At 59.6% G+C, this 24477-nt stretch carries 21 protein-coding genes; 14 read left to right on the forward strand and 7 right to left on the reverse strand.

Going from position 1 to position 24477, the window contains the following annotated elements; translation table 11 throughout:
• Positions 1–16: 16 nt before the first annotated feature.
• Both CAL20_RS16640 and CAL20_RS16645 read left to right on the forward strand, forming a co-directional pair.
• Positions 17–1210 carry an MFS transporter gene (locus CAL20_RS16640; RefSeq protein ID WP_094838428.1) on the forward strand — a complete coding sequence of 398 codons (1194 nt, stop codon included), beginning with the start codon at positions 17–19 and terminating at the stop codon, positions 1208–1210.
• 149 nt (positions 1211–1359) lie between these two features.
• Positions 1360–1692, forward strand: a complete 333-nt coding sequence (locus tag CAL20_RS16645; protein WP_094838429.1) for a YegP family protein — start codon at positions 1360–1362, stop codon at positions 1690–1692.
• A gap of 96 nt (positions 1693–1788) precedes the next feature.
• On the opposite strand, the gene CAL20_RS16650 is transcribed toward CAL20_RS16645, so the two are convergent.
• From CAL20_RS16650 to CAL20_RS16660, 3 genes are all read right to left on the reverse strand, one after another.
• Positions 1789–2409, reverse strand: a complete 621-nt coding sequence (locus CAL20_RS16650) for a DUF2501 domain-containing protein (RefSeq protein WP_306431396.1) — start codon at positions 2407–2409, stop codon at positions 1789–1791.
• A 176-nt stretch (positions 2410–2585) separates the two neighbouring features.
• A complete protein-coding gene (locus CAL20_RS16655) occupies positions 2586–3731 on the reverse strand; it encodes a mandelate racemase/muconate lactonizing enzyme family protein (RefSeq protein ID WP_094838430.1) in 1146 nt (381 codons plus the stop codon).
• Between the two features lie 13 nt (positions 3732–3744).
• Positions 3745–4470 carry a GntR family transcriptional regulator gene (locus CAL20_RS16660; RefSeq protein ID WP_094838431.1) on the reverse strand — a complete coding sequence of 242 codons (726 nt, stop codon included), beginning with the start codon at positions 4468–4470 and terminating at the stop codon, positions 3745–3747.
• Between the two features lie 97 nt (positions 4471–4567).
• On the opposite strand from CAL20_RS16660, the gene CAL20_RS16665 reads away from it, so the two are divergent.
• The 6 genes from CAL20_RS16665 (at position 4568) to CAL20_RS16690 (ending at position 12153) form a co-directional block, all read left to right on the forward strand.
• Entirely contained in the window at positions 4568–5335 is a 768-nt protein-coding gene (locus CAL20_RS16665) for an ABC transporter permease (protein ID WP_094820804.1), read from the forward strand.
• Complete coding sequence (locus tag CAL20_RS16670) at positions 5332–6147, forward strand: ABC transporter ATP-binding protein (protein WP_094820803.1); 816 nt, start codon at positions 5332–5334, stop codon at positions 6145–6147. Before CAL20_RS16665 ends, CAL20_RS16670 begins: the two co-directional genes overlap by 4 nt.
• An 86-nt stretch (positions 6148–6233) precedes the next feature.
• Complete coding sequence (locus tag CAL20_RS16675; RefSeq protein ID WP_094838432.1) at positions 6234–7238, forward strand: ABC transporter substrate-binding protein; 1005 nt, start codon at positions 6234–6236, stop codon at positions 7236–7238.
• 17 nt (positions 7239–7255) lie between these two features.
• Positions 7256–8866 (forward strand): GMC family oxidoreductase, encoded by a 1611-nt coding sequence (locus CAL20_RS16680; RefSeq protein ID WP_094838433.1) that lies wholly within the window; start codon positions 7256–7258, stop codon positions 8864–8866.
• Between the two features lie 252 nt (positions 8867–9118).
• Complete coding sequence (locus tag CAL20_RS16685) at positions 9119–10339, forward strand: ABC transporter substrate-binding protein (RefSeq protein WP_094838434.1); 1221 nt, start codon at positions 9119–9121, stop codon at positions 10337–10339.
• A gap of 230 nt (positions 10340–10569) precedes the next feature.
• Positions 10570–12153: an aldehyde dehydrogenase (NADP(+)) gene (locus CAL20_RS16690; RefSeq protein WP_094838435.1), complete on the forward strand. Its 1584-nt coding sequence runs from the start codon at positions 10570–10572 to the stop codon at positions 12151–12153.
• Between the two features lie 80 nt (positions 12154–12233).
• Here the strand turns inward: CAL20_RS16690 and CAL20_RS16695 are convergent, their stop codons facing one another.
• Complete coding sequence (locus CAL20_RS16695; RefSeq protein WP_094838436.1) at positions 12234–13151, reverse strand: LysR family transcriptional regulator; 918 nt, start codon at positions 13149–13151, stop codon at positions 12234–12236.
• A 203-nt stretch (positions 13152–13354) separates the two neighbouring features.
• Between CAL20_RS16695 and CAL20_RS16700 the strand changes: the two genes are divergently transcribed.
• Together CAL20_RS16700 and CAL20_RS16705 are read left to right on the forward strand one after the other, a co-directional pair.
• Positions 13355–14350, forward strand: a complete 996-nt coding sequence (locus CAL20_RS16700) for a Bug family tripartite tricarboxylate transporter substrate binding protein (protein WP_094820797.1) — start codon at positions 13355–13357, stop codon at positions 14348–14350.
• Between the two features lie 89 nt (positions 14351–14439).
• Entirely contained in the window at positions 14440–15405 is a 966-nt protein-coding gene (locus CAL20_RS16705; RefSeq protein ID WP_094838437.1) for a 2-hydroxyacid dehydrogenase, read from the forward strand.
• Positions 15406–15459: 54 nt separating this feature from the next.
• Here the strand turns inward: CAL20_RS16705 and CAL20_RS16710 are convergent, their stop codons facing one another.
• Complete coding sequence (locus CAL20_RS16710) at positions 15460–16308, reverse strand: LysR substrate-binding domain-containing protein (protein WP_094838438.1); 849 nt, start codon at positions 16306–16308, stop codon at positions 15460–15462.
• A 104-nt stretch (positions 16309–16412) separates the two neighbouring features.
• Here CAL20_RS16710 and CAL20_RS16715 point away from each other — a divergent pair, with 104 nt between their 5' ends.
• Together CAL20_RS16715 and CAL20_RS16720 are read left to right on the forward strand one after the other, a co-directional pair.
• Positions 16413–17387 carry a Bug family tripartite tricarboxylate transporter substrate binding protein gene (locus CAL20_RS16715; protein ID WP_094838439.1) on the forward strand — a complete coding sequence of 325 codons (975 nt, stop codon included), beginning with the start codon at positions 16413–16415 and terminating at the stop codon, positions 17385–17387.
• Between the two features lie 8 nt (positions 17388–17395).
• Positions 17396–18505 carry an Ldh family oxidoreductase gene (locus CAL20_RS16720; protein ID WP_179266691.1) on the forward strand — a complete coding sequence of 370 codons (1110 nt, stop codon included), beginning with the start codon at positions 17396–17398 and terminating at the stop codon, positions 18503–18505.
• Between the two features lie 82 nt (positions 18506–18587).
• Here the strand turns inward: CAL20_RS16720 and CAL20_RS16725 are convergent, their stop codons facing one another.
• The gene (locus tag CAL20_RS16725; protein ID WP_094838440.1) at positions 18588–19592 is read right to left on the reverse strand and encodes a Bug family tripartite tricarboxylate transporter substrate binding protein; all 1005 of its coding nucleotides are present in this window, start codon (positions 19590–19592) and stop codon (positions 18588–18590) included.
• A 127-nt stretch (positions 19593–19719) separates the two neighbouring features.
• Between CAL20_RS16725 and CAL20_RS16730 the strand changes: the two genes are divergently transcribed.
• The gene (locus tag CAL20_RS16730; RefSeq protein ID WP_094838441.1) at positions 19720–21465 is read left to right on the forward strand and encodes an IlvD/Edd family dehydratase; all 1746 of its coding nucleotides are present in this window, start codon (positions 19720–19722) and stop codon (positions 21463–21465) included.
• A gap of 180 nt (positions 21466–21645) precedes the next feature.
• Positions 21646–22614 (forward strand): 3-hydroxyacyl-CoA dehydrogenase family protein, encoded by a 969-nt coding sequence (locus CAL20_RS16740; protein ID WP_373558309.1) that lies wholly within the window; start codon positions 21646–21648, stop codon positions 22612–22614.
• 39 nt (positions 22615–22653) lie between these two features.
• Here the strand turns inward: CAL20_RS16740 and ppk2 are convergent, their stop codons facing one another.
• On the reverse strand, positions 22654–23574 hold the full coding sequence (gene ppk2, locus CAL20_RS16745) for a polyphosphate kinase 2 (protein WP_094820792.1): 921 nt from the start codon (positions 23572–23574) through the stop codon (positions 22654–22656).
• Between the last annotated feature and the right edge of the window lie 903 nt (positions 23575–24477).

Here is a 24477-nt window from a genome sequence, read left to right on the forward strand (position 1 = left end):
TCCCAAGATTCATTCCATGACCTCCTCTGTTTCCGGGCCGCGTTCGCCCGGCCTAGTGCTGTTTGCGCTCGCTATAGGCGCGTTTGCCATTGGCACTACCGAATTCGCCACCATGAGCCTGCTGCCGTACTTTGCGCCCGCGCTGGGTATTGATGCGCCGACGGCGGGCCATGTCATCAGTGCGTATGCGCTGGGAGTGGTGGTAGGCGCACCATTGATCACCGTTGCGGCAGCACGCCTGCCTCGCCGTGCACTGCTGTTGCTGTTGATGGGCAGCTTCGCGCTATTCAATGGATTGTGCGCCTTTGCCCCAACCTATGAGTGGATGATGGTGCTGCGCTTTCTGAGCGGCTTGCCGCATGGCGCCTACTTTGGCATTGCGTCGCTGGTCGCCGTGTCGCTTGTGCCCGAGAACCGCCGCACACAGGCAGTCGGCCGCATGTTTTTAGGCCTGACGGTTGCCACGATTATTGGTGTTCCTATGGCCAACTGGCTGGGGCATGCCGTAGGCTGGCGCTGGGGATTTGCCCTGGTGGCCGCGACGGGCCTGCTCACTGTATTGCTCGTTGCCTTGTTTGCACCGGCCACGCCTGCAGATCCCAAAGCCAGCCCGTTGCGCGAATTGAGCGCATTGCGCCATGCTCAGGTCTGGATGACCCTCGGGATAGGCGCAATTGGCTTTGGCGGCTTGTTCGCAGTCTATACCTATCTGGCCGACATTCTGCTGGAGGTGACTCACGTCTCGCCCGACATCGTTCCATTGGTACTAGGCGTATTCGGCATCGGCATGACAGCGGGTAACCTCATCATTCCCAAATTTGCCGATCGCGCGTTGATGCCGACCGCGGGCGGACTGCTGGTATTCAGTGCGGTCTCGCTGGTGTTGTTTACATTCAGCATTGACAGCATCTGGACGCTCACACCCGCTGTGTTCCTCGTCGGGATCGGCGGCGCACTCGGTACGGTATTACAGACGCGCTTGATGGACGTGGCAGAACACGCGCAAGGCCTGGCTGCGGCGCTGAACCATTCGGCCTTCAACACCGCTAATGCGCTGGGGCCGCTGTTGGGCGGACTGGCGCTGTCTCAAGGCTACGGCTGGCACGCACCAGGCTGGGTCGGCGCCCTGCTCGCCCTGGGTGGCTTTTTACTATGGCTGGTTTCGGTCTCGATGGACCGGCAACGCAACACGCTGCAGCAAGCAACGTAAAGCAATGCAAATCCCAGGCTGGAATCTCAAAAAAACGCGACTCCAGCCTAGGCAAAATCCGATGCATTCCCTATGATCGGGAAGCGCTGCGGGACAAGGTCCTGCCACGTATCGTTTCGCTCATCGCCTTCAACCCAAGGAGTCACATCATGGCAGGTTGGTTTGAACTAAAAAAAGCAAGCAACGGGCAATTCCACTTTTCCCTGAAAGCCGGCAACGGTGAAATCATCCTGACCAGCGAGATGTACGAGACCAAGGCCTCGGCCTCGAACGGCATCGCCTCGGTACAAAAGAACAGCGGTGACAACGCCCGGTACAAATCGGCCACATCATCGAACGGCAAATTCTATTTCTCGTTGCGAGCTGCTAATAATCAGGTCATCGCCAACAGTCAGATGTATGGCAGCGAAGCGGCTCGCGATGGCGGTATCGAATCCGTCAAGCAAAATGGTTCGACCGCGGATATTCGCGATAACAGTTGACGCTTTCGTGTCACGGGGCAGTACGCGCTATACGGCGCGTACCGGCTGCCACAACGCAATATGCAAAAAAAGGCCTCCCTCGGGAGGCCTTTTTTTTTATAGGAACGACTTGCTTTGGTCCAGCACCTGATCGCACGCCTTACGGGTGATTTCTTCTTTCATGCCACCGCCGCTGCTCAGGTCGAGCGACGCTCCGTTACTGGTGGTCAACACGCCCGACGACCCTTTGGAGTATCCGGCATCGGACGAGGCTTTTGCGGATCCGCCGAGTTTGCCCATCAACTGATCCTTTACTGATGAGGCGTCATTGCCGCTGAGGTAATTATTCTTGATGCAAAATTCGAGCACACCCGCCGCATTGCCCGCCGTGCTAGAGCTCGCCGAGCCGCCGGTGATGGCAGACAGGACCGACGAGCTATTTCCGCCGCCGCTGCCGCCCAGTGCGCCGCCCAACCCTTGCGTGATGCCGCCGGAAGACGATCCGGTCTGTGCGGCTGCCGCGCCACCCCCTGACACGCCCGTCCCCGAAGAGCCCGTCTGCGCTGCCGCACCACCGCCTAGTGCTGCACCCGTACCAGACGACCCGGCTTGCGCCGATGCCTCCGCACCCAGCTGTCCCTTGACTGCATCCAGCAACTGCGCATTCGCGCCCGTGGCAAAAAGCGGCGCGGCGATCATGGCGGCTATGCCGATGACATGACGATGATTCAGTTTCATTGCATCACTCCAGTCTGAAAAAACCGAATTCATCCTAGCGGCCGCATGTGACGCGAAACAAGAAAAACAAAGCAAAGACGGCGGCCCGAATGCGACAAAGTATGAAAAACCGAGGTGGGTCTCCCGGCGTGCCGTAACACCTCGATCCGTCTTGTCACTGCCCAGACATGGGCCAGCTATCGAACACAACTGGCTTGCAACGCCTGCACATCCGGTTCAATACCGATACCCGGCGCCTGTCCCAAGTGGGCCAGACCTTTATCCAGCTTGAGCAAAGGCTCGCTGAGCAGCGTACGCAAAGGATTGTCGTTCGCGTCGATTTCCAGCAAGCCCCCGTGATGAATACCATCGACGGCCGCCAGCAGATGAGCCGATGCCATCAGGCCAATGCCGGCCCCCAAGTAATGCGGGCAATAACGCAAGCCCGCAGCCCGCACCGCCTGAATGACGGGCAAACACCCCGAAATGCCGCCCCATTTGGCGAGGTCGGGCTGAACGACTTGCAGGAACCCCGCACCGATTCCTGCCTGAAACATGGGTAGCCCCAGATAGTTCTCGCCCGCGGCCAGGGGAATCGCGCTGTGGCGGGACAGCGCTTGCCACTCATCGAATGGCCGATCCGCGCGCAGCGGCTCTTCTAACCAGGCGAGATTGAACTCGGCCATCGCCGCCATCATGGTGGCGGCTGTACCTACGTCCCACCCCTGATTCGCATCTGTCATCAGCGGCAAATCCATCCCGATCACATCGCGCGCATCGCGCAGATTCTTCAAATCGCGCGCCTGGCCAAATCCGAGTTTGAGCTTGAAAGCGCGATAACCCTCGTCGTATTTCTTGCGCACCATGCTGGCTGGCTCATCGGGATTGATGCCGCTCGCGTAGACCTGGACTTGATCGTGCGTACCTCCCAGAAAGGCCCACAGCGGCTGGCCAGCACGGCGGGCGCACAAGTCCCACAACGCCAGATCAATGCCGGCGATGGCCTGCGCCATGGGGCCTGGTTCGCCGGATTGCAAGGCCAGGACTTCCGTTGCCGCCGTCAGGTGGGCAAAGGCAGCGGCGGGATCTTTGTATTCGCGATCCAGCAGCAAAGGCTGCAATACCGTCTCGACCAGCAATGCCCGATGCTCGGCCCCGCACGATGGGAAATTACACCAGACCTCGCCCCAACCATGCGCGCCATCACGATCCTCTACGCGCACAAAGACGGCGGGACGGCTATACATCGTACCGAACGAGGTGCGCACGGGGGTTTCCAGGGGATAGCGCAACACATGCACGCTGAGTTTGGTGGGATGGATACTGCGGTTGTTATTCGTCATGGGTCTGCAACAATCAGGGAATCAAGTTCATTTCAACGTGGATGAAATCCCCACGGTAGGAGACCTCGCTCAGATAAATCACACGCCCGTCCGCGTCCACAAAGACGCGGCGCACCTCGGCAATGGGCGTGTTCACCGCCACCTGCAAGTGCTGGGCAACCTCGGTATCGGCAGTGCCGATGGTCAATGCCTGCCGCGCCTGGGCAATCGTGATGCTGGGCATGGACACCAACAGTGGAATCACGGTTTCATTGCGAAAACGCTCCGGATGCTGGCGAAATACATCCTCGGCCAGATAAATATTGATCACGCAATACGGCTGGTCCTGGCGTTCGTGGACGCGGCGCATAAAGACATAGCGCTCGGCCGCCGTGCCGTCCTGCGGCGTGACCGGGGCGCGATGGATGGACTCGTCGATCGTCACGATCTTGGGCTTGGTATCCCGGTACATATTGGCCAGCTCCGCCAGAGTGGTCTGCACCCGTAGCCAGCGGTCGTTGGGAGGCAAGCCTGTTACGAAGGTCCCTCGCCCCTGTTGGGGTGAAACCAGCCCCTCGCGGGTCAGGACGTCCACCGCCTGGCGAACCGTCACCCTGGCCACCCCGAACTCGGCAACGAGCTCCTCGAGGGACGGCACTTTCTGTCCCTGCTCCCACACGCCGCGACCGATGCGCTGACGCATCAGGTCTGCCAATTGGAGATAGCGAGGAATAGGGCTGTCGTGAAAGTTGATAGCCATAAACAAATAGCCATATGTTGTTTGCTGAACGTATGGTCTACAGTACGATTTGACCTATAAAAGGTCAAGCGCCTTCGCTTTTTACGGAGGAGACATCTTGCGCAATCGTTCCGTAGTGCAACGCGTGGCGTTGATTGCCGCCCCGTGGCTGCTCATCGTATTGGCGTGGTACGCAGTGCGAGCCAGCGGCCTGGTCAGCCCTGCCCTGGTTCCCAGCCCGCACGAGGTGCTGGCGAAATTTCTGGAGCTGATGCAAACCCGGCTGCCACATGACATCTTGATGTCGACTCAGCGCGTGCTGGTCGGTGTCGTGTTGGGAATTGTGCTGGCCGTGCCGGTCGGGTTTGTACTGGGCTGGTATCAATCGATACGCAGCTTTGTCGATCCGGTCATCAATTTTTTCCGCGCCCTGCCGCCGATTGCGTTGATTCCGCTGGTGATCGTGTATTTTGGGATAGGCGAGTCGGCCAAGATCGCGATTCTGTTTTATGCATCGTTCTTTGCCGGCGTCATTGTCATGTACGAAGGCATTGCGCAGATCAATCCCATATTCGTACGTGTGTCGCGGACACTGGGTGCGAGCGATGGTGAGATTTTTCGCAAGGTCATCGTGCCGCTCACGATTCCCCATATGTTGACCGCGCTGCGTGTGGCGCTGGGAGTCGCCTGGGCGACGCTGGTCGCCTCGGAACTGATTGCCGCTCAGCAGGGACTGGGGGCCTTGATTCAGGATGCGTCGTCGTTCTTTCAGCTCGATATCATTTACGTCGGCATCATCTGCATCGGCCTCATCGCGCTGATCATGGATCTGATTCTGCGCGCGCTGGCGCGCCGCCTGGTGGCATGGCAGGAGCGCATCGCATGACATCGAACACCCCTGTACGCCTGCAGTTTTCCGATGTGTCCGTGGACTATCCCACGGCGCACGGGCCGATGCGGGTACTCGACGGCATCAATCTCGATATCCATCAGGGCGAGTTTGTCTCGATCATCGGCCCCTCTGGCTGCGGCAAGACCACGATGATGAATATGGTGGCGGGCTTTTTGCAGCCTACCCAGGGCACAGTCCAGCTGGATGGAAAGCCCATCACCGGCCCGGGGCCGGACCGGGGCGTGATTTTCCAGGAATACGGCGTATTTCCCTGGCTGACCGTGAAAGAGAACATCGCGTTCGGCCTGACGCTGCGCGCCAATCAAGTCAGCCGCGCCGAGCGCGACGAGATCTGTCAGCGCTACATGTCGCTGATGGGGCTCGCCGATTTTGCGAACCACCATCCCAAGCACCTGTCCGGCGGCATGCGCCAGCGCCTGGCCCTGGCGCGCGCCTACGCTGTCAAACCGCAGTTTCTGCTGATGGACGAGCCTTTCGGGGCGCTGGACGCACAGACACGCACGGCTATGCAGGACTTGCTGCTGCAAGTGCTGCTGGCCGAAAACAAGACCGTCATGCTGATCACGCACTCGGTCGAAGAAGCCATCTATCTGTCATCGCGCATTGTGGTGGTCACGGCGAGACCGGCGCGGATCCGTACGGTGATCGACGTGCCATTTGCCTATCCGCGTGCGGAAAATCTGCACGAAGACCCGCGCTTTGGGGAATTGCGTTCGCATATCCGCAGTCTGGTCATGGAGGAATACGCCCGGCAGGCCAGCCAGGCGGTGCGTCTGTCTGAATGATCCTGGCGCGCGTGTCTCACGCCGCGCTGTTCCCGTTTTTCTTGACTCGTTATGTCGTCGTTTCGCCTGCTAAAAGGAGCCTCCACATGAATCCGCAGCGCAGAACCTTATTGAAAACCGGCGCCCTCGCGGCCGCCATGTCGGGTATAGGCATGCCATTACTGGCCCGTGCCGCGCAGCCCGTGCGCGTGGGCTATCTGCATACGCCCGCCGTAGACGGCCAAATCTGGACAGGCCTGGAAACCGGTGCTTTTGCCGAGCAAGGCCTGGATTTGCAAATGATCAAGTTCACCACCGGACTCGAACTGTTCCAGGCCATGATCGGAGGCAGTCTCGATGTACTGTCCACCGGTGCCGTTGTATCCAATTTCCCGGCACGCGGCCAAGGCAAAGTCTTTTTGCTGAACAATGTGGAATACGCGACGGCGCAGTTGTGGGTACGAGCAGACTCCGGCATCAAGAGCGCCGCCGATCTCAAGGGCAAGAAGATCTCGACCACGGCCGGCACCACTGCGCACGTTTTCCTGAATCGAGTACTGCAAGGAGCCAATCTGCAAGAAGGCAAAGACGTGCAGATCGTGAATCAGCGCATGACTGAGGCTGTCACCTCGTTCATTTCAGGCGCAGTACCCGCCGTGGCGTTATGGGTACCGTTTGACGTGACCGTCAAACAAAAGGCCGAAGGCGCGCGCATGCTGGTCGATGCCTCGGCCTTTTATCCCGAGGCCGCCATCGTGGGCGGCTGGGCCGCGCGCAATGACTTCTACGACAAGAATCCCCAGTTGATCCAATCGCTGATCAAGGGCTGGGTCAAGGCCAATGATCACCTCCTGTCGCACACGGACGAAGCCATTGCAGCACTGCAGAAAAAACAGTATCCCGAAGTCCCGCTGGCCGACCTCAAGAATCAATTCAAAGCGTCGAAGTATTTCACCTCCGGCGAATGGCGGGCCAAATACGCCGACGGCACCGTCACGAAATGGCTGCAGCAGGTCACAGACTTTTTCGTCAAGACCGCCAATATTTCCAACCCCGTGCCCGCCAGTACCTATTTCGATCCCAAGCCCTATCTAGACATCGTGAAAGCCTAACCTCGCTGCAACGCGCCATGTCCCAAACCTACGACTACATCATTGTGGGAGCCGGCTCCGCCGGCTGTGTGCTGGCCAATCGCCTGAGTGCCGATCCGGCCTGCCGTGTATTGCTGCTGGAGGCCGGCGGCGCAAACACGGGATTCTGGTTGAAGCTGCCCGTGGGATATTTCCGGTCGATCTATGACCCGCGCTATTCGTGGCAGTTTGACGTGGAGCCTCAGCCCGAAACGGGCAATCGCTCTATCGTCTGGCCGCGCGGCCGGGTGCTGGGCGGGTCCAGCTCGATTAACGGGCTGATTTATATTCGCGGCCAGCATGCGGATTATGACGACTGGGCGCGGCTGGGCGCGAGGGGTTGGAGCTATCGGGATGTCTTGCCCATCTTCAAGCAATCCGAGTGCTACGCGGGCGGCGCGAACGAGTATCACGGTGATCAGGGCGAGTTGCATGTCTCGGACCTGCGCAATGATCACCCACTGTGTTCGGCCTGGCTGAGGGCGGGTGCCGAAGCGGGCCTGCCTAGCAGTCCTGACTTTAATGGCGCACACGATAGCGGCCTGGGCAGCTACCAGCTGACACTGCGGGGACACTGGCGCGACAGCGCAGCTACGGCGTTTTTGCGGCCAGTGCAGGCACGTCGAAACCTCACTGTTTTGACCGATGCCCATGTCACGCGATTGCTGATTGAACGTGGCACCTGCCGCGGCGTCACCTGGCTGCAGCGCGGACAGGTCATGCGTGCTCATGCAGCAGGCGAAGTGATTGTGGCCGCAGGCGCGCTGCAATCGCCTCATCTGCTGCAGCTATCCGGCATCGGCCCTGCCCGCCTGCTGCAAAAACACCAGATCCCCGTCCATGTCGACGCGCCGGAAGTCGGCCGCAATCTGCAGGATCATTACCAGGCGCGCGTCATCGTCAAGGTCAAAAACAAACTCTCGCTCAATGACGACGTGCGCAATCCGTTCAAGCTCGCGAACATGGGCGCGAAATGGCTCTTCAACAAAGCGGGCCCTTTGACCGTCGGCGCAGGACAGGTCGGCGGCATGGTGCGTACCGAGCATGCGCGCGATGGCCGGGCCGATATTCTGTTTAATGTCATGCCGCTATCGGTAGACAAGCCTGGGGACCCCCTGCATGGATTTTCCGGTTTTTCCGCATCGGCCACGCAATGCCGGCCCGATTCTCGCGGCACAGTCGAAATCCGCTCGGCCGACCCCTTCGATCCACCGCGCATCGTATCCAACTATCTGACAGAACCGCACGATATCAAAGTCCTGGTCGCAGGGCTGCGCATGCTGCGCGAGATCTATCATCAACCCGCCTTTCGCGAATTCACCGCCGGCGAGGAATACATGCCAGGTGGAGGACTACAAAATGAGCAGGACCTCGCGCAGTTCGCGCGCGAACGCGGGGGGACAGTATTCCACGTCTCGGGGACCTGCCGTATGGGCAGCGATGCGCAGGCAGTCGTCGATCCGGCGCTACGGGTGCAGGGGGTGGACAGGTTGCGCGTCATCGATGCGTCGGTGATGCCAGCCATGGTGTCGGCCAATACCAATGCAGCCGCAATCCTGATCGGGGAAAAAGGCGCCCAACTGATCCGTGGCGCTGCTGCACATCAGTAAAGCCCTGTCCTCTGCTGTCGCCCTGACCTGTAGTCACCAGTGTCCCGCTTTTTTGGCAAGTGTCCAAACATAAGACACTATGCACACTGTTTGAACGGCCTTTTCCCGGCTCTCCTCAGCGTATGTAAATTGGCATAGAAGTTGCTTTTACTCCTCCCAGGGACGAATCCCGTAACGAGTCGGTCAACCATCGAGTACGCACAGCGACACTCGGTCCAGACCAAAAAGAATGCCAATATAAGGAGGAGCACAATGAGGAAAAACGTCTTGCGCCTGGTATCGTTGACGGGCAGCATGTTGTTTGCACTAACCGCCCATTCTCAAGATAACAAGCCATTCCGCCTGGGCGCGATTGTTGATATGACCGGTGTGTATTCCGCCCATGGCGGACCGGGGATGGTGACCGCAGTGAAAATGGCCGTGGAAGACTTTGGCGGCAAAGTCCTGGGCCGCCCGATCGAAGTCCTGTCGGCCGACTATCAGAACAAGGTCGATATCACCGCGACGAGAGCGCGAGAATGGTATGACAGAGAGAACGTCAGCGCCATCATCGAATCTACAGACTCCGCGTCGGCGCTCGCGCTGCAAGCACTGGGACAAGAAAAAAAGCGAGTCACCATCTTCGCCGGATCGGCTACCTCGAATCTGACAGGAAAATCGTGCTCGCCTTATGGCGTGCATTACGTGTATGACACGTATGCCTTGGCACACGGCACGGGCCGCGCCGTCACGCGCGCTGGCGGCAACACATGGTTTTTCATTACAGCCGACTATGCCTTTGGCCATTCGCTGGAGCGCGATACCAAAGCGGTCATCGAAGAAAACGGCGGCAAGGTACTCGGCCAAATACGCGCACCGTTGTCGAGCCCCGATTTCTCGTCTTATCTATTGCAGGCGCAGGCATCCCGAGCCAAGGTCATTGGCCTGGCCAATGCAGGCACCGATACCCAGAACTCCGTACGGCAAGCGTCGGAATTCGGCATCACGCAAGGCGGGCAGGCACTGGCCACATTGTTGGTGTTCTTGCATGACATCAAGGGGATGGGATTACAGGCCGCACAGGGACTGCAATTCACCACGGGATTCTACTGGGACCGCAACGAGGAAACCCGAAAATGGTCGCAGCGTTACTTTGAACGGCAGAAATCCATGCCGTCCATGGTGCAAGCCGGCGCGTACTCCGCCACGCTGCATTACCTGAACGCCGTCCAGGCCGTCGGATCGGATGAGGCCAATGCCGTGTCTGCGAAAATGAAGGAAACTCCGATTAATGACTTCTACGCCAAGAACGGCAAAATTCGCGCAGACGGCCGCATGGTCTATGACATGTATCTGGCGCAAGCCAAAACGCCGAGCGAGTCCAAAGGCGACTGGGACCTGCTGAAAATCCTGGACACGATTCCTGGGGACGAAGCGTATCGGCCATTGTCAAAGAGTGAATGCCCTTTGGTCGCTGCTGATGCTAAAAAGTAGATAGAACGGCCTGCGTGCCGAACGTACTCCATCTGCTACTGCCAACTGTCGAAGGGCATTTTTCCCATGCCCTTCGTCCCACCATTTGATTCAATCCCTGTATGGATCGATGTTTTTTCTGACTGAATCAGAAAAGAACCTCCTGGCTGACCACCATCTTTCCCTATACTAGAACGTTTATACGGGCTCCCCTCCGGAATCCATTCAATTCAGCTTCAGGAGACTTTTCCATGTCTATCACTGGTGAGATGCTCATCGGCGCCAGCGCCGTGCGCGGCACACTGGGCGCACAGCGCGCATTTGACCCGGCTCGTAACGAACACATCGAGCCTGAATTCGGCATGGGCGGCAAGGACGAAGTCAATCGCGCCTGCGAATTGGCCGCCGCGGCGTTCGATCCCTATCGCGCTGCACCGCTGGCTCAGCGCGCCGCTTTCCTGGAAAGTATTGCCGACAACATCATGGCGCTCGGCGACGAACTGATCGCGCGCGGCATGGCCGAAACCGGCCTGCCCGAAGCCCGTCTGCAAGGCGAGCGCGGCCGTACCGTTGGCCAACTGCGTCTGTTCGCGAAAGTCGTGCGTGATGGTCTGTTCCTGAACGCCACCATCGATCCGGCCCAACCCGAACGCAAGCCCCTGCCGCGCTCGGACCTGCGCCTATCTCGCGTGCCGCTCGGCCCGGTCGCCGTGTTCGGCGCCAGCAATTTCCCATTGGCATTCTCGGTCGCCGGTGGCGATACCGCCTCGGCACTGGCCGCGGGCTGCCCGGTTGTGGTCAAGGCGCATAGCGGCCACCCCGGCCTGTCGGAGCTGGTGGGCCGTGCCATTCAAAAAGCGGTCAAAGACAACAATCTGCCCGAGGGCGTGTTCTCGCTGCTGTTCGGCGCAGGCCGCACCCTGGGCGACGCGCTGGTTGCGCACCCTGCGATCAAGGCCGTGGGCTTTACCGGCTCGCGTCAAGGCGGCCTGGCGCTGGTACGCACCGCTAACGCCCGCCCCGAGCCGATCCCGGTCTACGCCGAGATGAGCAGCATCAATCCTGTATTCCTGTTCCCGGGCGCGTTGTCTGCCCGCGCGGAAAGCATTGCACAAGGCTTTGCCACCTCGTTGACCGGCAGTGTGGGCCAACTGTGCACGAATCCGGGTCTGGTCATCGCGATCGATGGTCCGGATCTGAAGCGTTTTGAATCTGCAGTGACGGCAGCGCTGCAACCCGCACCGGCCGGCACCATGCTCACCCCGGGCATCGCCGACGCCTATAACTCCGGCGTGGCGCAACTGAGCGCAGTCGAAGGCGTATCGTGCGTAGCCAAGGGCCAAAGCAGCGAAGGCCGCCCCAATAGCGCTCAGGCCGTGCTGTATAGCACCGATGCACAGCGTTTCTTGAAAGACAAGGCGTTGGAAGCCGAAGTATTCGGTCCTGCCTCGCTTCTGATCCGCGTGCGCGACGTCGCGGAAATGCGCGAGATCGCCGAACACCTGGAAGGCCAGTTGACCAGCACGCTGCAGATCGAAGCCAGCGACGTTGAGGCTGCGCGCACCCTGTTGCCGGTATTGGAACGCAAGGCTGGCCGCATTCTGGCCAACGGCTTCCCCACCGGTGTGGAAGTCACCTACGCCATGGTGCATGGTGGTCCGTTCCCGTCGACGTCCAATGCGATGTACACGTCGGTGGGTACGACGGCAATCGATCGTTTCTTGCGTCCGGTCTGCTATCAGGATCTGCCTGATGCGTTGCTGCCCGAGGCGGTTCAACAGGCCAATCCGCTGGGCCTGTGGCGTCTGGTCGACGGCGCGCCGCAAAAGCCCTGATCGTAGATAGAAACGCGGTAAAGCACCACGATAACGCCGGATTCGCCCTCGAATCCGGCGTTATTTTTTGCGTGCCCGATTCACGCCTCGTCCAGCGTGACATCGGGTGCGTCTGTCATTGCATCCCGCCCCGCGACGCGATCCAGGAACGCCTCTACCGTAGGATTGTCCGCCTGCTGCCGCCACGCCAGATAAATATCTGCGTACAGGTTCTTTTGCGCAATGGGACGATATTCCACGCCCTCGAAATGCAGCTCTCGCGCCGAATCCGGCACGATGCCATATCCCAGCCCTGCCCTGACCAGCGCGACCAAGGTATGTGTTTGGCTGGCGCGTTGTACATAGCGTGGCGCGATATTGGCCAGGCCCATGGCGCCGACAATGCGGTCATGGAAATATCGGCTATCCCCCGGCGAATACAGTATCAACGGCTGTTGATGCAAGGCACGCAGCGGCACGGTATCCATGGCGCACAACGGAGAACCGGCAGGCAGCGCCAATATCAGTGCTTCACGCTCCATCAACCGCTTTTCCAATCCCTGATGCATAGGCACATGCCGCGTCAATGCGACGTCGAGCTCGCCGGCCAATAGCAACCGGCCCAGATCGCTGGACACCATTTCACGCAACTGGATATTGACGTCGGGCAGCACCCGCTGCGCACGCATCAGCATCGCCGGCATCAAACGGTAGGCTGCCACAGCGGTGTATCCCAAGGTCAGGTGCCCCGCCTCGCCGTGCGCAGCGCGCCGCGCCGCGAGCGCTGCACGTGCCGAATAATCCAACAGATGACGCGCATCTCGCAGCAGACGCTGCCCCGCGGCAGTCAGCCTGACGACGCGGCTATGGCGTTCGAGCAGCGTCACGCCCAGGTCCTGTTCCAGCAGCTGTATCTGCCGGCTGAGTGGCGGTTGCGTCATGCGCAATCGCGCCGCTGCCCGGCCAAAGTGCAATTCCTCGGCCACGGCGACAAAACATTCCAATTGACGCAGTTCCATACTGCCTCATCCATCCATTCAATATGTGTATCGGGTAATGTTATTTATAGCTTAATTGGTATTGAATGGTGTCCCCGCCCCTATACTTTTGCCGTTGGCATCATTCAAAGATGCCGTAAACCAGACAGCATGCGCGCTGCGACCCAGCGAGAGCGGCTCAGTTAAAAATCAATTCAAAAACGGTATTGCGGAGACACAAACGCATGAAAGCAAAGCGGATTACTCGTATTCACGCCCGGATCACGGGCGCACTGACCTTGGCGATCGCAGCATGTTTTCCCATCACCAGCCAGGCGGCGGGCGATTACCCCAATCGTCCTGTTTCGCTGGTCGTTCCGTTCTCGCCCGGTGGCGGCACTGACATTTCCGCCCGCATTCTGGCCGAACGCCTGGGGCAGACATTGGGCCAGACCATCGTCGTCGACAACAAGGCCGGCGCAGGCGGGCAAATCGCTGCCGATCTGGTCGCGCGCGCGGATCCTGATGGCTACACGCTGCTGTTCGCAAACTCGGGCATGCTCTCCATCAACCCCTGGATTTACAAGTTGAAAACCGATCCTGCGGTGGCGTTCGCGCCGGTGTCGCTGTTCTCGGACCTGCCTTTTGTGCTGGTCGTGCCGCCTTCGCTGAACGTCAAAACGGTGCAAGACCTCGTGGCCTTGGCCAAGGCCGAGCCCGGCCAGCACACGTTTGCCAGTTCGGGCACCGGTGGCGCGCCTCACCTGACGGCAGAGGTATTCCAATTGGCCACGGGTACGGAATTGCTGCACGTTCCGTATAAAGGCGGTGGCCCGGCCATGGGCGACCTGATGGGCGGCCGCGTCGATATGTTGTTCGCCTCGGTGCTGGAAACCAATTCGTTCGTACAAGCCGGCAAGCTGCGTGCGCTGGCCGTCACAGGCGACAAGCGTTCGCCCGCGATGCCGGATGTACCCACGATCGACGAAGCCGGCATCAAGAATGCCCAAGGCGGATCCTGGACCGCCGTGCTGGTGCCCGCAGGCACGCCTCAAGCCATCGTCGACAAGCTCTCGAAAGCCATCCGCGATGTCGCCAACGAGGAAGGCATCAAGCAAAAGCTGCTGGCCCAAGGTGCAGGCGCTCACGGCTCGACGCCTGAAGAGTTGGCGCAGCTGGCCGCAAGCGAGCGAGCACGCTATGGCGAGATCATCAAGGCGCGTGGCCTGCTCGCACAATAAGAAGCTTCATACGCGAGAACCCGCTGTCCCCCATGACTGGACCGCCGAAGGCAAAGCGGGTTCTTGAAACCCTATAGATTGGATTTTTCATGACTGATGCTGTCTCCACGGATCTCATCGACGTACTGATGGTGGGCCCCATGCCCCCCGCCATCACTGAACACGTCGATCGCCATTACCGCTTGCACCGCTGGTGGGAAATCAAAGACCAGGCCGGTTTTCTGCAAATGCAAGGGCAAACGGTGCGTGGCATGGTCACCAGCGGACGCCACGGCGCATCGGCAGAACTGATCAATAGCCTGCCCAAGCTGGAAGGCATTTTCAGCCAAGGGGTGGGCTACGATCCCATCGACATCGGCACCGCCAAGAAACGCGGCGTCGTCGTGACCAATACGCCTGGCGTGTTGAACGATTGCGTTGCGGATACTGCGCTCGCACTGATCTTGAACGTGTCGCGCCGTCTCTGCCTGGCGGATCGTTTCGTGCGCGAGGGTCGCTGGCTCAACGAAGCCTTTCCGCTCGCGGTCAAACCCAGCGGCAAACGCTGCGGCATTGTCGGGTTGGGCAGCATCGGCCTGCAGGTCGCCAGACGCGCCGAAGCCTTTGACATGAGCATCGCGTATTACAACCGTCGCGCGCGCAGCGATGTGCCGGGTCACTATCGCTATTACGACAACCTGATCCAACTGGCCGAAGACAGCGATTTTCTGGTGGTGGTTGTGCCTGGTGGAGCAGACACGCAACATCTGATTAATGATGCGGTCCTCAACGCGTTGGGTCCCAAGGGGTATCTCATCAACGTGGCACGGGGAACCGTCGTCGACGAGTCTGCATTGGTCAAGGCCTTGCAAGACGGCCGTATCGCTGGTGCTGGCCTGGACGTGTTTGAGCACGAGCCTCAAGTCCCGCAGGCGCTATTGGACATGGATCAAGTCGTGCTCTTTCCGCACTTGGCGAGCGGTACGGAAGAAACTCGGCAGGCCATGGCCGATCTGGTATTGAGCAATCTCGATGGCTGGTTTCAGCAGCGTAAAGTGCTGACGCCGGTGACTTGATGGCAATGGTCCAGCATGCGTGCACTGCTGGACCTTGCCTTCGATCTCGCCGGGCTACAAATTCAGATGCCCCAGCGAATCGAACACCCGCTGCGCGGCGCTGTTCGCACTGAGCGGGCTTAAATACAACCTGAAACTGACATCAGGCAATCTCGGCAACGCCTCTGCCTCGCTCATCACGCGCAGATCGCTGCCCAACATTTCAACGCTGCGCGCGGTCACGCCCAACCCTGCCCTCACTGCCGCGCGTACACCCACCACCGTCGGAGAGGTATAGGTAATCCGCCACGGAATACCTATACGATCCAGGTGCTCTATTGCGATGCGGCGAAATTGGCTCGATTCAGCTGCCACGATCAAAGGCAAAGGTTGCTCTGGATCATACCGATAGCGGGCGGCACACATCCATACGATAGGCGAGGTGCGCAATGTGATGTGCCGCAGATCCGGTGCATCCGATCCCGCAATCGTCATATCGATTTCCCCCTGGCGCAAGCGCTGCAAGAGATGAGGACTGCGCCCGACATGAATCGCGATCCGCAATCGAGGAAACGCCTGAGAAAAATGCGCCAGGAGATTGGGCAGGATACTGTCGGTCACGTCATGAGGCGCGCCCAATCTCAACTCGCCGCTTTCCTCTCGGGACAGCATGGCGGCGCAGGCCTCATCGTTTAGCGCCAGCAGACGCCTCGCATAATCCAGCAGACGCAATCCGTCCGGCGTCAATTGCTTGTTGCGCCCCACACGCTGGAATAACCGTTTACCAAACAATGCCTCCAAACGCTGCATTTGCTGCGTCACCGCCGATTGCGTACGCAACACCTCGACGGCAGCCGCGGCGAATGACTCCCGATCCACGACAGCAACGAATGTCCGTAGGTGATCAATGTCCAGGCTCTTCATTTTGTTAAGCGCTTCTAATGTATTCGGCTCAAAAACTCGCACTGTGAGGCAGGCAGATTTTTCTATAGTGCCTGTGCAGCAAATAAAAACTCAAGGAGACGACCATGAAACCCATCACAGTACTGCGCGGCCTGTTCCCTGCCCTCTTTTTGCTCGGCTGCGGCGTGTCCGCATCGGCCGCTGACTATCCCGACAGACCCATCAGGATGATAGCCCCCTTTGCTCCGGGCGGCGGCTCGGACGTGGTGGCCCGTCTCGTCGCGGAAAAAATGGGCCCGTTGCTAGGACAGAATGTCGTGGTAGAAAACCGTCCAGGTGCATCGAGCATCATCGGCACGGATCTGGTCGCCAAGGCAGCACCCGACGGGTACACCATTCTGATGACCAACAGCGCGATCACCAGCAATCCCTCGCTGTATCAGACGCTGCCCTACGACACGCGCAAGGATCTGATACCCGTCACTTATCTGGCTGATGCGCCGACTTTGCTCGCCGCTCACCCGTCAGTTCCCTTTAACACGGTTCCCGAATTGGTGGCATACGCCAAACAACATCCGAATGAGGTGACCGTAGGCACACCGGGCGCCGGCCAAATGTCGCATCTGGTCGCAGAGATGGTCAGCCAGGCCAGCGATACCAAGCTGACGATGGTCCACTACAAAGGCACGGCCAATTCGATCAACGATCTGGTCGGCGGTACGATCATGATGTCTTTCGGCACGGTCCCCGGGTTCATCAACTTTATCGAATCCAAGAAACTCAAACCTATCGCCGTCGCCAGCCGTGAGCGGATCAGTGTGTTGCCGGACGTTCCTACGATTGCAGAAACCTATCCGGGATTCGAAATGAGTGTCTGGTTCGGCGTATTCGTGCCGGCGGGCACGCCGGACGCTATCGTCAGCAAGCTCAATACGGCCATGCTCCAGGCGTTGAAAGACCCCACCATTCAGGCGCGCTTTCCCGAAGAAGGCCTACGGCCTGGCAATTTGTCTCATGAACAATTCAACACCTTGTTTCGGTCAGATCTGGACAAGTGGCAGACCTTTATCCGCGAACGCAATATCCATCTCAACAAATGAGTCACGCGATGCAATCCTCCTCTATCGACGAACTGTCGTGCACGCCATTGTCCGCCGAGGCGCTCAAAGATTTTGCCTGCGCTGTGTACCAGCAGGCGGGCGTACCGCCTGCCGACGCCGACCTGGCGGCCGACGCACTGCTCCAGGCGGACTTATGGGGGCACCAATCACATGGCCTGCTGAGATTGGGCTGGTATTACGCTCGCTTGCGCTCCGGAGCAATGAAAGGCGTGACTCGCCTGCAGACCGTGATCGATGCGGGCGCCGTCAGCGTACTGGACGGCAATGACGGCGTCGGCCCAGTCATTGCGCACCAAGCTACCGAAGAAGCCGTACGGCGTGCGCGTGCACACGGTGTGGGCATTGTGTCGGTCCGGCATTCGAACCATTTTGGCACGTGCATGTACTTCACTCGGCAAGGCGCGCTACAGAATTGCGCCATGCTGATGATGAGTAATGGCGGGCCCAATATGGCTCCATGGGGCGGCTTGCAAAAGAAAATCGGCACGAACCCATGGTCTATCGGCGTACCGGCCGGCAAGCATGCGCCGATGATCATGGACATCGCCAATTCCGGCGTCGCCCGGGGAAAGATTTATCTGGCGAACAATCGTCATGAGCCTATCCCTGCCAACTGGGCGGTCGATGCACAAGGCAACCCGACGACCGATCCGAAAGAGGCCCTGAAAGGCTTTATCCTGCCCATGGCCGGCCATAAAGGCTATGCCATTGGCGTCATGGTGGATGTGATGTCAGGGGTCTTGTCGGGCAGCGGTTTTCAGGATCAAGTGCACGGCCCATATGATCCGGTCAATCGCAGCCGGGCGGGCCATTTCATCATGGCCCTGAATATCGACGCGTTTCAGCCGATCGCCGAATTTCAAACGCGCATGGAGGCGTACATCGCTTCTCTCAAGAGCGTCCCCGTCGCCGCAGGTCACGACACGGTCTATTACCCAGGCGAAATCGAGGCCGAAGCCGATGTACGTCACCGCGTAAATGGCTTGCTGCTGCCGGCTGACACGTTGAGCGCGCTTGAACAGGTTGGATATGAGGCAGGTATCGCCTGGCGGGATTTCGTGCGTCCGGTTGATAGCAGCAACCACAGCAGCCCGTGAATCGCGCCAGATCGCACAAGGTTTGATGGCTGCGATTCACTGATCCAGTATGAGGCTGGCGGGTTCCGCCAGCCCTACCCCGCTACTCGCCCTTCACCCCAGCGTCTGCAATCACTTTCGCCCATTTCGCTCGCTCCGCGCCAATGCGCGCAGCCGCATCCGCAGGCGTCGTCCACGTTGCCACCGCGCCTTGATTCAGCAGCGCGGCTTTGACTTCGGGTTTGGCGAGGATCTGTTTGAGCGAGTCATTCAGCTTCTGAATGACGGCGTCCGGCGTCCCGGCAGGCGCCACGATGCCGAACATGGAGCTAACCTGGAAATTCGGCAGCCCCGCCTCGGCAGTCGTCGGCACCTCGGGCAAGGCCTCAGCGCGCTGATCTGATGCCACCGCCAGGGCCCGCAATTTGCCGGCCTTCACGTGCCCCTGCGCCGCCGGTACGGTCTCGATCATGCTGAGCACCTGTCCGCCCATCAAATCCGTCATCGCCGGGCCGCTGCCCTTGTATGGCACATGCAGGACGTCCACGCCCACCATGCTCTTGAACATTTCAGTGGCCAGATGCTGAGGCGAGCCATTGCCTGATGAAGCCATCGTCAAATAGCCCGGGCGCTTTTTGGCTAAGTCGATGAATTCCTGCAGCGACTTCGCCTCTACGGAAGGATTCACCACAAACACCAGCGGTACCGAACCGACGATAGAAACAGGAGCAAAGCTCTTTTCGATGTCGTAAGGGACTTTGCCTTTGTAGAGCTCTGCATTGATGGAATGGCTCGTCAACGCGCCGAGCAATAGCGTATAGCCGTCGGGATCGGATTTCGCGACATGATCTGCCCCGATGTTGCCCGTCGCACCGGCACGGTTTTCCACGACGAACTGCTGGCCCAGTGCCAGCGACAGCTCCTGCGCCATGACGCGGCCTATCACATCAGTCGCCCCACCGGGCGGATAAGGCACCACCATGCGCACAGGACGCTCGGGATAGCCCGCGGCAGCAGCAACAGTGGGCAAGCCCAGGCTCGCACAAAAGGTCAAGGCACAGGCCAGAAATGCCCGCCTTGCGGGTGGACGCTTGCTCGATAAAAACATGTTTGTCTCCTGCCAGGTTAGTGGTTGAATGTGTTTCTGGCGTCGCTTCACCGTCCGGTACTTGCATTACGCGAGAAGGCCCGGATATGATCGCCCATAGATTATCAATAATATTATTGAGATGACAATGGCTTCCTCAAAAAAACCTGAATCCCCTGCCACCGGTCTGCGCAAAGGGTTGACCAATTATGGAGACACGGGCTTTTCGCTGTTCCTGCGCAAGGCCTTTATCAAGGGTGCTGGCTATACCGAGGACGCCCTGTCTCGCCCCGTGATCGGCATCGCGAATACGGGCAGCAGCTACAACCCCTGTCATGGCAATGCCCCCCAGCTGATCGAGGCGGTTAAGCGCGGCGTGATGCTGGCGGGCGGGCTGCCGGTCGATTTCCCTACGATCTCAGTGCATGAGAGCTTTTCGCAGCCAACCAGCATGTATCTGCGCAACTTGATGTCCATGGACACCGAGGAGATGATTCGCGCGCAGCCCATGGATGCCGTGGTGCTGATCGGCGGCTGTGACAAGACCGTGCCCGCCCAATTGATGGGCGCGGCGTCGGCAGGCGTACCGGCGATCCAATTGGTCACGGGTGCCATGCTGACAGGCTCGCATCGCGGCGAACGCGTGGGCGCGTGTACGGACTGCCGGCGCTATTGGGGCCGCTATCGTGCAGAGGAGATCGACGCCGAGGAGATCACCGACGTCAATAATCAACTGGTGGCCAGCGTCGGAACCTGTTCGGTGATGGGAACAGCCAGCACGATGGCATGCCTGGCCGAGGCCTTGGGCATCATGGTGTTTGGTGGCGCCTCAGCCCCTGCCGTCACGGCTGACCGCATGCGTGTGGCGGAGCAGACAGGCACCACGGCTGTGGCCATGGCGGTCAACCGCCTGACGCCTGACAAGATCTTGACAGGCAAGGCATTCGAGAATGCATTGCGCGTGCTGCTGTCAGTAGGCGGCTCGACCAATGGCATCGTGCACTTGACCGCGATGGCAGGACGGCTGGGCATCGATATCGATCTGGCTGGCCTGGATCGCCTGAGCCGAGAGACTCCCGTGTTGGTCGATCTGAAGCCCTCCGGCCAGCACTACATGGAGGATTTTCACAAAGCGGGCGGCATGCCTGCCCTGCTGCGTGAACTGCGGCCCTTGCTGCATCTGGATGCGCTGACCGTATCCGGCCGTACGTTGGGCGAGGAACTCGACGCTGCGCCTGCAGCCTTCGTCCAGGATGTGATCCGGCCGTTCGACTCGCCGATCTATCCCGTCGGCGGCCTGGCCGTTCTGCGCGGCAATCTGGCTCCTGGCGGCGCCATCATCAAGCAATCCGCAGCGAACCCCAAACTCATGGAACATGAAGGCCGTGCCGTCGTGTTTGAGGACGCCGAGGACATGGCCAATCGCATTGACGACGATGCCCTGGACGTCACGGCGGACGATGTGCTGGTCCTGAAACGCATTGGCCCCACCGGTGGACCGGGCATGCCGGAGGCCGGTTATATGCCGATTCCGCTCAAGCTCGCACGAGCCGGTGTCAAAGACATGGTGCGTATTTCCGATGGCCGCATGAGCGGCACGGCGGCGGGCACGATTGTGCTGCATGTGACGCCCGAGGCAGCGGTGGGCGGGCCATTGGCGTATATACAGACGGGTGACCGCATCCGCTTGTCTGTGAAAAATCGAGAAATCAGCGTGCTGATCAGCGACGAGGAACTCGCCCGCCGCGCCGCCGCGCATCCCATCGAGCGCCCTACCGGGGAACGCGGCTATCGCAAGCTGTATATGCAGAGCGTGACGCAGGCCGATCAAGGCGTGGATTTTGATTTTCTGCGAGCCACAGATACGAAGGAAAGCGTGCCCGGCAAGGCTTAGCTCATGTCACTACAGCTGCCTTCGCCGGACTGATGGACAATGCTGTACCGCCTCTCTCTCGCGCTCGCAGTGTTGCAGATACCCCGGCCATAGAGCCGGGGGATCTGACTGCCATCCGGCCCATCCGCCGCGCATTCGAGACGTGCGCCATGACTCAACGCGCCGCCCGTCAAAGGAAACATGATGTCTTCATTACCTCAACCTCTGCTCGCAAACCCCGCCGCTACGCACGCCGTGGTGGTAGGTGGCGGCACAATGGGCGCTGACGTTGCCGTGGTCCTGGCACGTGCGCATTGCCGCACGACGGTCATTGAACCCGATGCCGCGCGCGCCCAGGCCTTGCCTGCACGCGTCGCCGCCAACCTGACGGCGGCCGGACGTGCGGAGGCGGCGGATTATGTGCAAACAGCGCCCGATCTGGATAGCGTCGACTGGAATAGCGTCGCGTTGGTGATCGAATGCATTCCCGAAAGACTGGATCTGAAGCAAGCCCTGTTTGCCGAACTGGAGCGACGTGCGCCTGCGCATGCCATTCTGGCGAGCAATAGTTCGAGCTTTCCAATCAGTGCGATCGGCGAGGGACTCCATACACGAGATCGCATGTTGGGCCTACACTTTTTCATGCCGGCGCATCTCGTGCCGCTGGTCGAGGTGGTGTTGTGCGACGCCAGCGACCCCGCGCAGGCTGATGCCCTGATTGCATTCATGCGCCGCTGCGGCATGGTCCCCGTCAAGGTATTGAAAGACTTGCCTGGCTTTCTGGCCAATCGTTTGCAGCACGCATTGTCACGCGAGGCGTTTGATCTGATCGATCGAGGTATCGCCTCGCCCGAGGATGTCGATGCGGCCGTAAGGTTCGGTTTCGGGTTCCGGTTCCTGGCCGCCGGACCGGTATTGCAGCGAGATCACGCAGGTATCGAGGTACACGCCGCGGCAGGCGCCACGATGTATCCCTCATTCTGCAACAGCGATACGCCCGCACGTTGTCTGACCAAACGCGCCGCGGATGGCAGGCACGGCATGAAGGCGGGCCATGGCTTTTATGAATGGACGCCCGAAAGCATCGCTGCTGAACGTGCACGCTATGATCGGCTGTTGCGCGCGGGGCTGGATTTGATCGCCGATGAACTTCCGCCGATTGACCCCTAATCTCAACCATAATTCCGCGACAGTACTGATCGCTCCGGCTCAATACACCTGAGGCACGATCATCTCGGCCGGCACCGGATGGCGGATATAGTCCTTGTTGCGCACGCGCTCTGGCAAGACCACCTCGGCACGTTCCACTTCCTCGTACGGAAACTGCGATAGCAGGTGATGGATGCAATTGAGCCGCGCCTGTTTTTTGTTGTCAGCGGGCACGACCCACCACGGCGCCTCATCGATATGCGTGTGGTCCAACATCGTCTCTTTGACGCGGGTGTAGTCCTCCCAGCGGCGGCGCGACTCCAGATCCATGGGGCTGAGCTTCCATTGCTTGAGAGGATCGTGGATACGCCCCAGAAAGCGCAGATGCTGTTCCTCATCCGTGATCGAGAACCAGTATTTGATGACCTTGATCCCCGAACGCACCAGCATACGTTCGAATTCCGGCACCGAACGGAAAAACTCCTCGTATTCCTCGTCCGAACAGAACCCCATGACGCGCTCGACGCCTGCCCGGTTGTACCAGCTGCGATCGAACAGCACTAGTTCGCCGGCAGCAGGCAGATGCGCCACATAACGCTGGAAATACCATTGTGTACGCTCGCGATCGTTGGGTGCGGGCAAGGCCACTACGCGGCATACGCGGGGGTTCAGGCGTTGTGTGATGCGCTTGATCACGCCGCCCTTGCCTGCCGCATCGCGGCCCTCGAAAATGATGACGGCTTTTTGCCGAGTCGATGCAACCCAGTTCTGCAGTTTGACCAACTCGCCTTGCAGACGAAACAGCTCGCGGAAATAGGCCACGCGCTGGGCATGTGTTTCATTCCCTGGGGCGGCGCCGCCCTCCTGCTGTGCCAGGTCATAGGTGCGGTCTTCGATTTCCAGCTCCAGCTCTTCGTCCAGGCTGTCGAGCAAATCGTTTTCGATGCGGCGTCGCAGTTCGTCGCGGTCTTCAAAGTTCATGGCTTCAGGTCCTTTACCCGTTTTTTACAGCGTAGCGGGCGCAGATGAAGGATTGTTGACAGCGTTGTTGCTGTTAACCGGTATGGGATTGGGGAGATTATCAGGTGTTGGTGTGCTTATGGACGTCGAGCCGAGGCAATCGGGCCGTGCGGGCTTCACAAAGCCGGTCCGGCGCGCGGGCGCCGGACATCGTGTTCGCTCGCTTCGTCCGGCCCCTTCGGGCCTCCCTTCAGCATCCGCTCCACTCGGCTTTGAGGCGCCCGCACGGCCCGATTGCCTCGGCTCGACTCGCAGTAATTCAAGCTCATCACGTCGCTGGCACGGTTGTCTTGCTTGGCGTTTTTTTGTAGCCCTGTTGGCAAAGAGAAAGATCTTGCGGTGCTGCTATTCGCGCGTGCCCTGCACACGCGCGAATAGCGATCGGTCCGGGCATGCGGCGGGGTGGCATGGTGCCAGTTTGGAAGATCTGCTTGGCTAGAGTTGGTGCATGCGACGATGATGCGCAGTTCATCTCTAGGTATAACGAAATCGTAGCTCGAGAGATCTTCTGTTCATCTCCGATGCCAAAACCTTCGCATGCAGATCACGAACGCTATTCATTGGCGCGCCCGTAGGCGCCAATGAATAGCAGCCCTGCAAGATCTTCATCCTTGCAAACGCCCGTGCTACGAAGCCTACGAAGACCAGTCGTGCCAGCGGCGAGGGAATCAGAGATTCTGCGAGTCGAGGCGGGGCAGTGACCGTGTTGGCGCGCCTCGTGGCCGAGCGAGTGGAAGTCAATGGGATGGACGCCCCTACCTGAAACGGCATCAATGTGCCAAAGTGGGAGTGCGTACAACCACTTGAACGGAAGGAGCGTCCGCTATGGAGATTACGACAGTTGCGATCGATTTGGCAAAGAGT

Source organism: Bordetella genomosp. 4 (assembly GCF_002261185.1).
Taxonomy (GTDB): Bacteria; Pseudomonadota; Gammaproteobacteria; order Burkholderiales; family Burkholderiaceae_B; genus Bordetella_A.

Coding starts and splice junctions, on each gene's coding strand:
- CAL20_RS16675 (WP_094838432.1), top strand. CDS start 6,234: ATGAATCCGCAGCGCAGAACCTTATTGAAAACCGGCGCCCTCGCGGCC.
- CAL20_RS16700 (WP_094820797.1), top strand. CDS start 13,355: ATGAAAGCAAAGCGGATTACTCGTATTCACGCCCGGATCACGGGCGCA.
- ppk2 (WP_094820792.1), bottom strand. CDS start 23,574: ATGAACTTTGAAGACCGCGACGAACTGCGACGCCGCATCGAAAACGAT.
- CAL20_RS16670 (WP_094820803.1), top strand. CDS start 5,332: ATGACATCGAACACCCCTGTACGCCTGCAGTTTTCCGATGTGTCCGTG.
- CAL20_RS16720 (WP_179266691.1), top strand. CDS start 17,396: ATGCAATCCTCCTCTATCGACGAACTGTCGTGCACGCCATTGTCCGCC.
- CAL20_RS16740 (WP_373558309.1), top strand. CDS start 21,646: ATGATGTCTTCATTACCTCAACCTCTGCTCGCAAACCCCGCCGCTACG.
- CAL20_RS16690 (WP_094838435.1), top strand. CDS start 10,570: ATGTCTATCACTGGTGAGATGCTCATCGGCGCCAGCGCCGTGCGCGGC.
- CAL20_RS16660 (WP_094838431.1), bottom strand. CDS start 4,470: ATGGCTATCAACTTTCACGACAGCCCTATTCCTCGCTATCTCCAATTG.
- CAL20_RS16705 (WP_094838437.1), top strand. CDS start 14,440: ATGACTGATGCTGTCTCCACGGATCTCATCGACGTACTGATGGTGGGC.
- CAL20_RS16685 (WP_094838434.1), top strand. CDS start 9,119: ATGAGGAAAAACGTCTTGCGCCTGGTATCGTTGACGGGCAGCATGTTG.
- CAL20_RS16715 (WP_094838439.1), top strand. CDS start 16,413: ATGAAACCCATCACAGTACTGCGCGGCCTGTTCCCTGCCCTCTTTTTG.
- CAL20_RS16710 (WP_094838438.1), bottom strand. CDS start 16,308: ATGAAGAGCCTGGACATTGATCACCTACGGACATTCGTTGCTGTCGTG.
- CAL20_RS16640 (WP_094838428.1), top strand. CDS start 17: ATGACCTCCTCTGTTTCCGGGCCGCGTTCGCCCGGCCTAGTGCTGTTT.
- CAL20_RS16695 (WP_094838436.1), bottom strand. CDS start 13,151: ATGGAACTGCGTCAATTGGAATGTTTTGTCGCCGTGGCCGAGGAATTG.
- CAL20_RS16725 (WP_094838440.1), bottom strand. CDS start 19,592: ATGTTTTTATCGAGCAAGCGTCCACCCGCAAGGCGGGCATTTCTGGCC.
- CAL20_RS16645 (WP_094838429.1), top strand. CDS start 1,360: ATGGCAGGTTGGTTTGAACTAAAAAAAGCAAGCAACGGGCAATTCCAC.
- CAL20_RS16650 (WP_306431396.1), bottom strand. CDS start 2,409: ATGAAACTGAATCATCGTCATGTCATCGGCATAGCCGCCATGATCGCC.
- CAL20_RS16730 (WP_094838441.1), top strand. CDS start 19,720: ATGGCTTCCTCAAAAAAACCTGAATCCCCTGCCACCGGTCTGCGCAAA.
- CAL20_RS16655 (WP_094838430.1), bottom strand. CDS start 3,731: ATGACGAATAACAACCGCAGTATCCATCCCACCAAACTCAGCGTGCAT.
- CAL20_RS16680 (WP_094838433.1), top strand. CDS start 7,256: ATGTCCCAAACCTACGACTACATCATTGTGGGAGCCGGCTCCGCCGGC.